13 protein-coding genes are annotated in these 12,838 nt (G+C 64.8%); 9 read left to right on the top strand and 4 right to left on the bottom strand.

Annotation, left to right across the window (positions count from 1 at the left end; translation table 11 throughout):
• The first annotated feature begins 168 nt into the window (after nt 1-168).
• The 5 genes from ACIP21_RS15880 to ACIP21_RS15860 all read left to right on the top strand — a co-directional run bounded on the left by ACIP21_RS15880 (nt 169) and on the right by ACIP21_RS15860 (nt 6,248).
• Entirely contained in the window at nt 169-885 is a 717-nt protein-coding gene (locus ACIP21_RS15880; protein ID WP_400689138.1) for a GntR family transcriptional regulator, read from the top strand.
• A 60-nt stretch (nt 886-945) separates the two neighbouring features.
• Nucleotides 946-2,265 (top strand): NAD(P)/FAD-dependent oxidoreductase, encoded by a 1,320-nt coding sequence (locus ACIP21_RS15875; protein WP_400689136.1) that lies wholly within the window; start codon nt 946-948, stop codon nt 2,263-2,265.
• 183 nt (nt 2,266-2,448) lie between these two features.
• Nucleotides 2,449-3,777: an MFS transporter gene (locus tag ACIP21_RS15870; RefSeq protein ID WP_400689133.1), complete on the top strand. Its 1,329-nt coding sequence runs from the start codon at nt 2,449-2,451 to the stop codon at nt 3,775-3,777.
• Nucleotides 3,778-3,851: 74 nt separating this feature from the next.
• Nucleotides 3,852-4,745, top strand: coding sequence for a dihydrodipicolinate synthase family protein (locus ACIP21_RS15865; RefSeq protein WP_198753546.1), 894 nt, complete (start codon nt 3,852-3,854; stop codon nt 4,743-4,745).
• 12 nt (nt 4,746-4,757) lie between these two features.
• Nucleotides 4,758-6,248 carry an aldehyde dehydrogenase gene (locus ACIP21_RS15860; RefSeq protein WP_400689130.1) on the top strand — a complete coding sequence of 497 codons (1,491 nt, stop codon included), beginning with the start codon at nt 4,758-4,760 and terminating at the stop codon, nt 6,246-6,248.
• Nucleotides 6,249-6,437: 189 nt separating this feature from the next.
• On the opposite strand, the gene ACIP21_RS15855 is transcribed toward ACIP21_RS15860, so the two are convergent.
• A complete protein-coding gene (locus ACIP21_RS15855; protein ID WP_012273680.1) occupies nt 6,438-6,908 on the bottom strand; it encodes an RNA methyltransferase in 471 nt (156 codons plus the stop codon).
• 87 nt (nt 6,909-6,995) lie between these two features.
• A complete protein-coding gene (locus ACIP21_RS15850; protein ID WP_400689128.1) occupies nt 6,996-7,367 on the bottom strand; it encodes a YajD family HNH nuclease in 372 nt (123 codons plus the stop codon).
• A 132-nt stretch (nt 7,368-7,499) separates the two neighbouring features.
• Here ACIP21_RS15850 and ACIP21_RS15845 point away from each other — a divergent pair, with 132 nt between their 5' ends.
• Complete coding sequence (locus ACIP21_RS15845; RefSeq protein ID WP_400689125.1) at nt 7,500-7,778, top strand: hypothetical protein; 279 nt, start codon at nt 7,500-7,502, stop codon at nt 7,776-7,778.
• Here ACIP21_RS15845 and ACIP21_RS15840 read toward each other — a convergent pair.
• Nucleotides 7,775-8,242 carry a Crp/Fnr family transcriptional regulator gene (locus tag ACIP21_RS15840; RefSeq protein WP_400689122.1) on the bottom strand — a complete coding sequence of 156 codons (468 nt, stop codon included), beginning with the start codon at nt 8,240-8,242 and terminating at the stop codon, nt 7,775-7,777. The two genes, ACIP21_RS15845 and ACIP21_RS15840, sit on opposite strands and share 4 nt — an antisense overlap.
• A gap of 172 nt (nt 8,243-8,414) precedes the next feature.
• Nucleotides 8,415-10,457: a S9 family peptidase gene (locus ACIP21_RS15835; RefSeq protein ID WP_400689119.1), complete on the bottom strand. Its 2,043-nt coding sequence runs from the start codon at nt 10,455-10,457 to the stop codon at nt 8,415-8,417.
• Nucleotides 10,458-10,625: 168 nt separating this feature from the next.
• Here ACIP21_RS15835 and ACIP21_RS15830 point away from each other — a divergent pair, with 168 nt between their 5' ends.
• From ACIP21_RS15830 to ACIP21_RS15820, 3 genes are read left to right on the top strand one after another with little or no spacing between them, the layout of a single operon-like run.
• Nucleotides 10,626-11,126, top strand: a complete 501-nt coding sequence (locus ACIP21_RS15830) for an MFS transporter (RefSeq protein ID WP_400689116.1) — start codon at nt 10,626-10,628, stop codon at nt 11,124-11,126.
• A gap of 13 nt (nt 11,127-11,139) precedes the next feature.
• A complete protein-coding gene (locus ACIP21_RS15825; RefSeq protein WP_400689114.1) occupies nt 11,140-11,913 on the top strand; it encodes a class II glutamine amidotransferase in 774 nt (257 codons plus the stop codon).
• A 9-nt stretch (nt 11,914-11,922) separates the two neighbouring features.
• A complete protein-coding gene (locus tag ACIP21_RS15820) occupies nt 11,923-12,444 on the top strand; it encodes a DUF2937 family protein (protein ID WP_400689112.1) in 522 nt (173 codons plus the stop codon).
• The last annotated feature ends 394 nt before the right edge of the window (nt 12,445-12,838 follow it).

Raw genomic sequence — 12,838 nt, 5'->3', positions numbered from 1 at the left:
GCCTTGAGGGTGTTTAATCTCACCCTTGGTATCCCCAAAACCCTTTAAAACAGGGGCTCCGCGAGATTTCGCCGTTCATCGAAAATGCTGTAGACACATTGTCTAACAGTGCCCTATAGTCGTTATACAAATAGTAGACATAGCTCTATGACAACAAAGAAGGCCGCCATGAAAGCCACCGTTCAACCACTCGCCGCAGAAGTGCCGCAGGACCGCAAGGCCGTCCTCGCCGAAGCCCTGCGCCGCCGGATCCTCAGCATGGAACTGGCCCCGGGCGCCGTGGTGGACGAGCTGGCCCTGTGCGACGAATTCGGCCTGTCGCGCCCCCCGGTTCGTGAGCTGCTGCGCCAGATCGCCGCTGAAGGCTACATCGAGCTGGAAGCCAACCGCGCCCCTCGCGTCGCCGCCATGAACCACGAGTCGCTGCACAGCTTCTACGTTGCCGCGCCGCTGATCTACGTCGCCACCACCCAGCTGGCCGCGACCTACGCCTCTGCAGCGGAAATCGAAACCCTCAAGGCCATCCAGGCCCAGTTCCGTCAGGCCATCGAAGCCCGTGACGTGGAAAATCGGGTGCTCTACAACGACGCCTTCCACCTGGAAATCGGCAAGATGGCGCACAACGACTACCTGATGCCGAGCCTGCGTCGACTGCTGATCGACCACACCCGCCTGGGCAAGATCTTCTACCGCCACCCGACCACCGACGACATGCAGCGCGACCTCGAAGTCGCCTGCGATCAACACGACCAGATGATCGAAGCCATCGAGCGCCGCGACCCGCAAACCGCTGGCCAGCTGGTGCGCGAGCACTTCGAGCTGTCCCGTCGGCGCATGGCCGAGTACGCCGCACCGCAAGGGCTGGATATACCGCTGCAGATATGAATGACCCGGGTTTCGCCTTTGGCGATGCCCACCGACAACAACAAGCACCAGGTTAGTGACATGACAAGAATAAGTTCGTTACCTGCTGATGATGCCACCTGTGGCTGGTATCACCTGAGCAAGCCGCGCACGCCAAGGCCGGCCCACAGTGGCCACAGCCAGGCCCGCTGGGTGGTGGTCGGCGCCGGCTTCACCGGCCTTGCCGCCGCGCGCCAGCTGGCAACGAACTTCCCCGACGACGAGATCGTGCTGATCGAGGCCCAGGAGGTCGGTTTCGGCACCTCCGGGCGCAACGCCGGGTTCGCCATCGACCTGCCCCACGACATCGGCGCCGAGGACTACATCGGTGACATCGATATCGCCAAGACGGTCCTCAAGCTCAACCTGGGTGGGCAGTCGTACCTCAAGGAATTGATCGAGCGCTACGACATCGAGTGCCAGTTCCGCCACTGCGGCAAGTACCAGGCCGCCATCGAGGACCGCGGCATCGCCGTGCTCGACGCCTACCGCCGTGGCCTGGACAAGCTTGGCCAGCCCTACGAAGTGATCGAGGGCCGCGACCTGCCCGAGCACATCGGCACGCACTTCTACCGCAAGGGCCTGTTCACCCCCGGCACCGCGCTGCTGCAGCCCTCTGCCTTGGTGAAGGGCCTGGCCGACAGCCTGCCGAGCAACGTCTCGCTCTACGAACACACGCCGATCACCGAAGTCGACTACGGCGACAAGGTGGTGCTGCGCCACGCCAACGGTTCGATCACCGCCGACAAGCTGGTGCTCACCACCAATGCCTTCGGCATGAGCTTCGGCTTCCTCAAGGGCCGCATGCTGCCGGTGTTCACCTACGGCAGCATCACCCGCCCGCTGACCGAGGACGAGCAGGCGCGCCTGGGCGGCAAGCCCTACTGGGGCGTGATCCCGGCCGACCCGTTCGGCACCACCATGCGCCGCACCGTCGACAACCGCCTGCTGATCCGCAACAGCTTCAGCTACAACCCCGACGGGCGCAGCAACCGCAAGTACCTCGAACGCTTCGTCGAGCGCCACCGCGAATCGTTTGCCCGGCGCTTCCCGATGTTGCCGGACGTGAACTTCGAATATACCTGGGGCGGCGCCCTGGCACTGTCGCGCAATCACATGGGCTTCTTCGGCAAGTTGGCGCCGAATGTGGTGGGCGCGTTGTGCTGCAACGGCCTGGGGGTTACCCGCGGTACGGTCACCGGCAAGTTGCTGGCCGACTGGCTGGCGGGGGACAAGAACGAACTGATCGAGTTTCTGCTCAATGCCCCAGGGCCTTGTGCGAACCCGCCGCAGCCCCTGGTTTCCCTGGGCTTGAACGCCAACCTGATGTGGGGGCAGTTCCGCGCTGGCAAAGAAAGCTGATCCATGGCTGAGTTAGAACGAAAGAACATTCGAAGCCGGTCATAGTTACCCGGCACGGGCGCCCTTTGCCCGAAATCGATGATCGAGAGGCGTACTCCGATCACCCGGGGCTGAAGTGTTTTTTCAGTGTCGCGGACGCGCTCGCCTTGAATATGTGCACGCAAGAAGTGGTAGGAACTAACAATGACAAGTCCGAATATTTCGATTGAAGATGTACCGATCAACAACTTCCACCAGTTGCTGACCCTGCGTTCCGGTGGCGGTTCGTTCGTCGATGGCTATGTGCTGAGCATCATCGGCGTGGCCATGGTGCAGATGTCTGCCGGCCTTGCCCTGACGGCCTTCTGGCAGGGCATGATCGCCGCCTCGGCGCTGATCGGTATCTTCTTCGGTGGTTTCTTCGGCGGCTGGCTGACCGACCGCTTCGGCCGCAAGCGCGTGTTCTTCGTCGGCCCGACCTTGTTCATCCTTGCCTCGGTGGCGCAGTTCTGGGTGGAGTCGGCGCTGGCCCTGTTCCTGCTGCGCTTCGCCATCGGCATCGCGGTGGGCATCGAGTATCCGGTGGCGACCTCGCTGCTGGTGGAATTCCTGCCCAAGAAGAACCGCGGCCCTCGCCTGGCCACCCTGACCGTGCTGTGGTTCGCCGGTGCCGCCACCGCCTACATGGTCGGTGAAGCGATCCTGCGCCACGGTGGCGACGATGCCTGGCGCCTGGTGCTGGCCAGCGCTGCGGTGATTGGCGCGCTGCTGTTCGCCATCCGCCTGGGCACCCCCGAGTCGCCGCGCTGGCTGATCAGCAAGGGCCGTTCGGCCGAGGCCGAGCAGGTGATCAAACGTGTCTACGGCAGCGAATTCAGCCTGAAGAACCTGCCCGAGGAGCCCAAGACCCGCAAGCTGTCGTTCCTCAGCCTGCTGCACTCCGGCTATGGCAAGCGCATGCTGTTCGTCACCATGTTCTGGACCTGCTCGGTGATCCCGGTGTTCGCCGTCTATGCCTTCGCGCCCAAGGTGCTGGGTGCGCTGAACCTCAAGGGCGACTGGGCCGCAATCGGCTCGGTAGCCATCACCTGCCTGTTCGTGGTCGGCTGCATCATCGGCACCCGCCTGCTGAACACCGTGGGCCGGCGCACCACGCTGCTGCACAGCTTCTTCTGGTCGGGGCTGGCGCTGCTTGGCCTGGGCGCGTTCAGCAACGGCAACGAAATGCTCATCCTCATGCTGTTCGGCGCCTACGCTTTGTTCATCGGTGGTGCCCAGGTGCTGCAGCTGGTCTACCCGAACGAGATCTTCCCGACCGAAATCCGCGCCGGCGCCGTGGGCGTGGGCACCTCGATGTCGCGCATCGGTGCTGCCGTCGGCACCTGGCTGGTGCCGATCGCCCTGGATAGCTACGGCATCGGCGCCACCATGTACGCCGCCGCCGCCGTGACCTTCGTCGGCCTGGCCTTCTCGGTGGCGCTGGCCCCGGAAACCCGCTCGATGAACCTGCAAGAAGCCGCGTCGCTGAACTGAACCCATGACAACCCGCCACGGCGTCGATCCGGCGTGGCCTTTACAACACTGATCAACGCACTGGAGAACCTACCGTGAAATTCGAAGGCATCTACACCCCGGCAATCACTCCGCTGGCTGCGGACGGCTCGATCGACAAGGCGGCGTTCGCCGAAGTGCTCGAGTACCTGGTCGAGTCGAAGATCCATGGCGTCATCATCGGCGGCTCCACCGGCGAGTACTACGCCCACACCACCCAGGAGCGCATCGAACTGGCCGCCCAGGCCAAGGACGTGCTCAATGGCCGCCTGCCGCTGATCGTCGGCACCGGTGGCATCCGCACCGAAGACGCCGTGGCTTTCGCCCAGCACGCCAAGGAAATCAAGGCCGACGCGCTGCTGGTCGGCACCCCGCCGTACGCGCTGCCGACCCAGCAGGAAATCGCCCTGCACGTCAAAGCCGTCGACGCTGCCGCCGGCCTGCCGATCATGCTCTACAACTACCCGGGCCGCATGAGCGTGAGCATGGGCGAAGAGTTCTTCGACGCCGTGGCCGACGTGAAGAACATCGTCGCCATCAAGGAAAGCTCCGGTGATATGGCCCAGCTGCACCGCCTGGCCATCCAGCGCCCGAACATCCAGCTGTCCTGCGGCTGGGACGACCAGGCCCTGGAGTTCTTCGCCTGGGGCGCCAAGAGCTGGGTCTGCGCCGGCTCCAACTTCATCCCGCGCGAGCACGTGGCCCTGTACGAGGCCTGCGTGATCGAGAAGAACTTCGACAAGGGCCGCAAGATCATGGCCGCCATGATGCCGCTGATGGACTTCCTCGAAGGTGGCAAGTTCGTCCAGGCGATCAAGAACGGTGTCGCCCTCAACGGCCTGAAGACCGGTGGCGTGCGCAAGCCGCTGTACGACCTGGATGACGCCGAGAAGGCCGAACTCAAGCGCGTGGTCACCGAACTGAAGGCCACCATCGCCCAGATCAAGTAAGGAGCTTGGAAAATGGCTGAATTGCTGAGCAAGGAACAATACGCGGCCATCGCCGCCGAACTGCAACTGCGCAACCAGGCGTTCATCGACGGTGAGTTCCGCGATGCCATCTCCGGCCGCACCTTTGTCACCACCAACCCGGCCACCGGCCAGCAGCTGGCGGAAATCGCCGCCTGCGACGTCAACGACGTGAACGTCGCCGTGGCCGCGGCCAAGCGTGTGTTCGAGGAAGGCACCTGGTCGAAGATGCAGCCGAACGATCGCAAGCACGTGCTGCAGAAGTTCGCCCAGCTGCTGGAAGACAACGCCCATGAGCTGGCGGTGCTGGAAGCGCTGGACAGCGGCAAGCCGGTCAGCGAGTGCCAGACCGTCGACGTGCCGGAAACCATCCACACCATTCGCTGGCACGCCGAGCTGATCGACAAGATCTACGACGCCACCGCCCCGACCGGCAACGCTGCCGTGACCATGGTCGTGCGCGAAGCCATCGGCGTGGTCGGCCTGGTGCTGCCGTGGAACTTCCCGCTGCTGATGCTGGCCTGGAAGATCGCCCCGTCGCTGGCCGCCGGTTGCTCGATCGTGGTCAAGCCGGCCAAGGAAACCACCCTCAGCGCCCTGCGCGTGGCCGAACTGGCCCATGAGGCGGGCATCCCTGCTGGCGTGTTCAACCTGGTGCCTGGCGGTGGCCGTGAAGTGGGCGAAGCCATCGGCCGCCACATGGACATCCCGATGGTCAGCTTCACCGGCTCCACCGACACCGGTCGCCTGTTCCTGAAATACGCTGCCGAGTCCAACCTCAAGCGCATCGTCCTGGAGCTGGGTGGCAAGAACCCGGCCGTGGTCATGAACGACTGCGAAGACCTCGACGAAGTGGCCCAGTTCGTCACTGCCGGCGCGTTCTGGAACATGGGCGAGAACTGCTCGGCATCCTCGCGCCTGATCGTCCACAAGGACGTCAAGGACGAGCTGCTGAGCCTGATCGCCAAGCACCTGAAGGACTGGAAACTGGGCGACCCGCTCGACCCGGAAAACCGCCTGGGCGCGATGGTCAGCAAGTCGCACTTCGAGAAGGTCAAGTCGTACCTGGAATACGCCGCCGAGCAGAAACTCGACGTCGTCCAGGGTGGCGAGGCCGAACAGGGCGTGTACATCCAGCCGACCATCGTCGACAACGTCGGCCGTGACAACAAGCTGTTCGTCGAAGAGATCTTTGGCCCGGTGCTGAGCGTGACCAGCTTCGAGACCATCGACGAGGCCATCGAGCTGGCCAACGACACGGTCTACGGCCTGGCGGCCTCGGCCTACACCGGCAGCCTGCGCAATGCGCTGCGCCTGTCGCGTGAAATCCGCGCGGGCGTGGTGACGGTCAACTGCTTCGGCGAGGGTGACGTCACCACGCCGTTCGGTGGCTACAAGGAGTCTGGCTTTGGTGGGCGCGACAAGTCCATCTGGGCCCACGACCAGTACACGGAGCTGAAGACCATCTGGATCAACGCTTCGTGACCTGAGCAAGACCGGTGCTGTTCTGACGGAGCTCAGCACCAATCCGGCCGCCTTGCGTAAGCAGGGCCGGCCCCTTCGCGGGTGAACCCGCTCCCACAGGAATTGCGCAGGCCTTGAAATCTGTGCGGTCGCTGTGGGAGCGGGTTTACCCGCGAAGAGGCCGGACCTGCTGTCGCAAAGGCGGCCTTTTTACTTGAACTTAGGCCCTGAACGGGTATTCAGCCCTTTGGCCAACCGGTCATACAGCACCACATTCACCGTCGCCGCCAGGTTCATGCAGCCCTCGGTGGGAATGTAGATGGTCTCTTCGCACCACCCCCGCACCTCTTCGCTCAACGAGCCATCCTCAGGCCCGAAGATATAGATCGCCCGGTCCGGGTGGGTGTATTCGGGCAGCGGCCGCGCGCCCTCCACCAGCTCCACCGCCACCGGCGTGCAACCCAGGGGAATGATGCGCTGCAGGTCGTCGATGCCGATCAGCGGAATGTCGTAATGCACCCGCTTGGTATCGGTGACGAAGTCACGCGCGCGCTCATAGCGCTTGCCGGTGTAGAACACCGAATTGACGCCGTAGCAACCCGCTGCGCGCATCACCGAACCGACGTTCTCCGCAGACTTGGGGTTGAACAGGCCGATGCAGCTGTACCGTTTGTTTGCCACGTGCCGGGGCCCTTCGCGAAAAAAAGAGCGCGATTATACGGGCTTGCCGGCGGCGGCGGGGATTTGCACCGACAGGAGTCGCGACGATCAGTCTTTCTTGAGCATGCCCGCCAGCGCGGCGAACGGGTTGTGGGTGGCCTTGGCGATGCTCGGGGTGCTGGTGGAGCCTTCGCTGAAGTACTGCTGGTCGGTGTAGCGCGAGTGCTCGTTGTCGTGGCAGTACAGGCACAGCAGCTCCCAGTTGGAGCCGTCCTGCGGGTTGTTGTCGTGGTTGTGGTCGCGGTGGTGCACGGTCAGCTCGCTCAGGCGCTTGCCGGCGAATTCGCGGGCGCAGCGGCCGCACACGTGCGGGTACATCTTCAGGGCCTTGTCGCGGTAGCCCATCTCCTTGTCGCGCTTGGCGTCGGCGAGGATGCGGTCGAGGCGGGCGGTGGCGGCGGAGGTGGAAGCCGAACTCATGGTGTTTCCTTTGTTCTGATCAGGCAGATGACGGTTATGCCATTGAGTCTAGCGCGCTTGCGGGGCAGGCGGACAGGCGAAAACTCGAATATCGGCGTAGCCTGTAGGAAGGTTCCCGACAGGAGGTTGCCGATGTTTCCTGCACTCCTCGCCGCGCTGCTTGCCGCCGCCATGCCCCTGGCGCAAGCCGCGGGCACGCCACCACGGCTGAACACCCCGGTCCCGGGTGCCCCCGGCACACCGACGCCCACGCCCTATCCGCAGATCACCCCGAGCACGCCGCCCAAGGCCTACGACAGCCAGCCCGGCGCGCCGCTGCTGCCGCCGATGCCCGTGCCCGGGCCGCCCAAGGACCAGCCTTTGCCGGGGTTGCGCCAGGATTCGGGTAAATCGGCCGAGCAGGATGACTAAAGCGACAGACGTTGGCCGTCTTGCATGCGCAGCCGCTTCGACAGCGCCACCGCCAGCGCCCGAATGATCTTCGCGGCAATCCGCGGTGCTTCGTTGAGCATCTTTTCCAGAGAATCCTTGCCCAGGGTCAGCAGCTGGCAGTCGCTGGCGGCCACGCAGCTGGCCGAGCGGCGCTCGCCGTCGAGCACGGCCATTTCGCCGAAGGCGCGGCCGCTGCGCAGGATGGTGATTTCCACCGGGTTGCCGTTGCCGTCGGCCTTGCGCACCGAGACCACGCCGTGGTGCAGGATGCACATGAAGGTGCCGGCGTCGCCTTCGTTGAAGATGGTTTCGCCCTCGCTCATGCTCGTGAGGCTGAAGTAGCCGGCGGCGGTGTGGAAGTCGGCGAGCTGGAGGGTGTCGAACAGGCCGCAATCCATGAGCATGTCGCGGATTTCGGCGCTGAGGAGGCTTGGGTCGGGCATGTGTTGTTCTTCTTTGCGATTGTTGTTGTCTTTGAGTAATGGGGCCGCTTTGCGGCCCTTTCGCGACACAAGACCGCTCCTACAGGGGAACGCGATAGCTTGTAGGAGCGGCCTTGTGTCGCGAAACGAGGGCAAAGCCCTCGCCGTTCGGTATGACAACGAAAAACGCGTTTTACACCACGCCCAGCTCATTGAAGACGAACGCGTACTCCAGGGCCACATCCTTCAGCCCCTGGTAACGCCCGCTCATGCCGCCATGCCCGGCGCCCATCTCGGTCTTGAGCAGCAGCAGGTTGTCGTCGGTCTTGCGCGTGCGCAGGCGCGCCACCCACTTGGCCGCTTCCCAGTACTGCACGCGGCTGTCGTTGTAGCCAGCCACCACCAGCATGGCCGGGTAGGCCTGGGCGCTGACGTTCTCATAGGGCGCGTAGGCCTTGATGCGCGCATACACCTCGGGCTCCTCGGGGTTGCCCCATTCGTCGTACTCGGTGACGGTCAGCGGCAGCTCGGGGTCGAGCATGGTGTTGAGCACGTCGACGAACGGCACTTCGGCGATGGCGCAGCGGAACAGATCCGGGCGCAGGTTGAGCACCGCGCCCATCAGCAGGCCACCGGCGCTGCCGCCGCTGATGGCCAGGCGCTCGGGCGCGGTCACGCCCTGGGCGACCAGGTGTTCGGCGCAGGCGATGAAGTCGCTGAAGGTGTTGCCCTTGTGCTCCTGCTTGCCGGCACGGTACCAGGCCTCGCCCAGCTCGCCGCCGCCGCGCACGTGGGCGATGGCGAAGGCCACGCCGCGTTGCAGCAGGCTCAGGCGGGCGTGGGAGAACCACGGGTCGAGGCTTTCGCCGTAGGCACCATAGCCATAGAGGTACAGCGGTACGTTCTGGCCCTGGTCCTGGCGGCGGCGCACCAGGCTGATCGGCACCTGGGTGCCGTCCGCAGCGGTGGCCCACAGGCGCTCGCTGACGTAGTCGTCGGCGTCGAACTCACCGAGCACCGGGGTTTGCTTGAGCACCGCCTGGGCGCCCGTGGCCAGTTCCAGCTGGCGCACCTGGGCCGGGCGGTTGAGGGCTTCGTAGCGCAGGCGCACGCGGCTGCTGACGAACTCCAGGCTGTCCTGCACGTACAGGCTGTAGGCCGCGTCGGGCAATTCGACGCGATAGGGCGCCAGGCCCTGCGGGCGCACTTCGATGATCGGCAGGCCGCCTTCACGCAGGCTCAGGGTCAGGGCGCCGGCATTCAGGCTCAGGCCTTCGAGCATCACCTGGTCGCTGTGCGGCACCAGCACCTGCCAGTCTTCACGGCTTGGCACCGGCGTGGCCTGGGCGTGGTAAAGGGCGAAGTTGATGCCGGCCTGGTTGCTGCGGATGAACCAGCGCCACTGGCCATCGAGCTGGCCGTGGTCGGGGAAGTATTCGTGGTTTTCGACCCGCGGGGCCAGGCAGGTGAAGGCGCCCTGCGGAGTCTCGGCGTCGAGTACCCAGGCTTCGCTGGTGGTCTTGCTGTTGAGCAGCAGCACCAGCTGGCGCTCGGAACTGGTGCGGTAGCAGTGCAGGAAGAAGCGGCCGTCGGCTTCTTCGAACACGGTCGTCGCGCCGGCCTCGCCCAGGGTATGGCGGCGCAGGCGCCAGGGCCGGTGGGTGTCGTCCAGCTCGCTGAAGAACAGCGTCTGGCTGTCGTTGGCCCAGGTCAGGCTGCCGTCGCAGTCGGCGAAGGGCAGGGTGCTCACCTCGCCGCTGGCCAGGTCCTTGACGTAGAGGGTGTAGATCTCGTCGCCGCTGGTGTCGAGGCTGTAGGCCAGCAGGCGGTGGTCGGGGCTGACGTTGAACGCGCCCAGCGACAGGAAGCCGCCGTTGGCCAGGGCGTTGGGGTCGAGCAGCAGTTGCTCCTGGCTTTCATCGACCGTGTTGGTGTCGTCGGCCGGGCGCGGGCAGCGGTAGTGGCGCGGGTACTCGTCACCGGCGGTGGTGCGGGTGTAGTACAGGTACGGGCCCCAGGGCGAGGGCAGCGACAGGTCGGTTTCGAGGATGCGGCCCTTGATCTCTTCGAACAGCTGTTCGCGCAGCGGCGCCTGGTCGGCCAGGCAGGCTTCCTGATAGGCGTTTTCCGCGTGCAGGTAGTCGAGCACTTCGGGGGTGTCGCGCTGTTGCAGCCAGGCGTAGGGATCGGCGGCCTGGTCCTGACGGGCGATGGGCGGTTGGGGCTTGATTGGCATCGGGGGTCTCTTGATTGGGGTTGCCTGGGCCGGCCTCTTCGCGGGCAAGCCCGCTCCCACAGGGATCGCGGAAGGGCTAGCCCTGCGAAGGGCCTGACAGGCAAACGCTGTCTGCGCCCTGAAAAGTGTTTATCATAGGCATCTCTTTGCCTGGCTTGCACGAACACCATGATCCAGAACGACTATACCTTCGCCTGGGCGGTCTACGCCGTTGCCGCCCTGGGGTGCCTGCTGGTGGCTTTCAAGCTCACCGGCTGGATGTGGCGCTGGCTGCGTGAACCGCTGCGGGTGATCGTGGCGGTGCTGCTGTTCACCCCGACCGTGGTCGACCCGGTCAAGGACAGCTTCGCCCCGGCCATCGCCATCACCGCGCTGGACCTGGCCTTCAAGGTCGGCGGCAACGCCTGGCGGGCGGTGTCGGACATCGCCATGTACGGCATGATCGCCTTCGCCCTGTACATCGTCTTCGTGCTGATCCGCTGGCCGTTGCAACGTCGCGCCCGCGACCGCCGCGAGCAGGCCGAGGCGGCCGCCCAGCGCCGCGCCGCCGAGGACAACGCCGTGGTCAGCGAGACGCCGATGGCCGCCGAGCGCAATGACCGTTACCGCAACGACCCGCCGCCCGCCCCGCCAGCCGGTGGCCGTGGCCGGGTCGAGCCCCGTCTGTAAGCGGAGACAACCCATGTGCGAACTGCTGGGCATGAGCGCCAACGTCCCCACCGACATCGTCTTCAGCTTCACCGGCCTGATGCAGCGCGGTGGCCGCACCGGCCCGCACCGTGACGGCTGGGGCATCGGCTTCTACGAAGGGCGCGGCCTGCGCCTGTTCCAGGACCCGGCGGCGAGCAGCGAGTCGGAAGTGGCCAACCTGGTGCAGCGCTACCCGATCAAGAGCGAGGTGGTGATCGGCCACATCCGCCAGGCCAATGTCGGCCGCGTGTGCCTGTCCAACACCCACCCGTTCGTCCGCGAGATGTGGGGCCGCAACTGGTGCTTCGCGCACAACGGCCAGCTTGGTGAGTTCAAGGGCCAGGCGACCTTCTACCGCCCGGTGGGCGACACCGACAGCGAGGCGGCCTTCTGCGACCTGCTCAACCGCATCCGCGCGGCGTTCCCGGAGCCGGTCGAGGTGGAACAGATGCTGCCGGTGCTGGTCGAAGCCTGTGCCGAATACCGCGGCAAAGGCGTGTTCAACTGCCTGCTCAGCGACGGCGACTGGTTGTTCTGCTTCTGTTCGACCAAGCTGGTGCACATCACCCGGCGCGCGCCGTTTGGCGCTGCACGCCTGAAGGATGTCGACCTGATCGTCGATTTTCACACCGAAACCACCCCCAACGACGTGGTCACGGTGATCGCCACCGAGGCCTTGACCGAAAACGAGACCTGGCGGCGCTACGAGCCGGGGCAATGGGCCCTGTGGCGGCACGGCGAGTGCGTGGCCCAAGGGCAAAGCTAAGGACGCTGCATGTTCAGAAGTTACCTGCGGTTGCTGCTGTTCACCTTCGGCCTGCTGGCCGGTATCCAGGTGCCCGGGCTGGTCAAGGATTACAGCCAGCGGGTCGAGGCGCATGTGTTCGAGTCGCGCCAGGCGCTCGATGGCTTCAAGCAGACTGCCGAGCGCTTCTTCAAGGGCGACTTGCAGGCGCTGGTGCGGCACTACCGCACCAGCGACGACCCGGTGTTCCTGAGTGACGCCAACAGCATCGAGAGCCTGCTGGTGCGTAACCAGCTGCTGGAGGATGAGTGGCAGGCGTTGCAGGGCGGGTGGGCGAGCCGCGCCTGGCATGTGCTGGTGCAGGCGGACCCGCAACTGCGCCAGGAAACGCTCGATGGCTACAGCTATCAGATTCTGCTGGTGCCCGAGGCGGTTGGCTGGGGTATCGGGGCCGGGTTCGTGCTGGCCTTCGTGGTCGAGAGCCTGTTGCTGGGGATTGGCTGGGTGATCCTGGGTGGGCGGCGCGGTGCGGTGAAAGAGAGCTGGCGCTGAACTCCGTTTTTCCTGTACTGGCCCTTTCGCGGGTAAACCCGCTCCCACAGAGATATCACAGCCATTGAGAGCTGCTCCATACCTGTGGCTCCCACAGGGATATCACAGCAATTGAGAGCTGCTCCATACCTGTGGCTCCCACAGGGATATCACAGCCTTTGAGAGCTGCTCCATACCTGTGGCTCCCACAGGGATATCACAGCCTTTGAGGGCTGCTCCATACCTGTGGCTCCCACAGGGATATCACAGCCTTTGAGAGCTGCTCCATACCTGTGGCTCCCACAGGGATATCACAGCCATTGAGAGCTGCTCCATACCTGTGGCTCCCACAGGGATATCACAGCCTTTGAGAGCTGCTCCATACCTGTGGCTCCCACAGGGATATCACAGCCTT

This window comes from Pseudomonas sp. NPDC089401, from assembly GCF_044749485.1.
Taxonomy (GTDB): Bacteria; Pseudomonadota; Gammaproteobacteria; order Pseudomonadales; family Pseudomonadaceae; genus Aquipseudomonas.
Note: the sequence above shows the minus strand (reverse complement) of the source record. Positions and strands in the feature narration are given on the sequence as shown.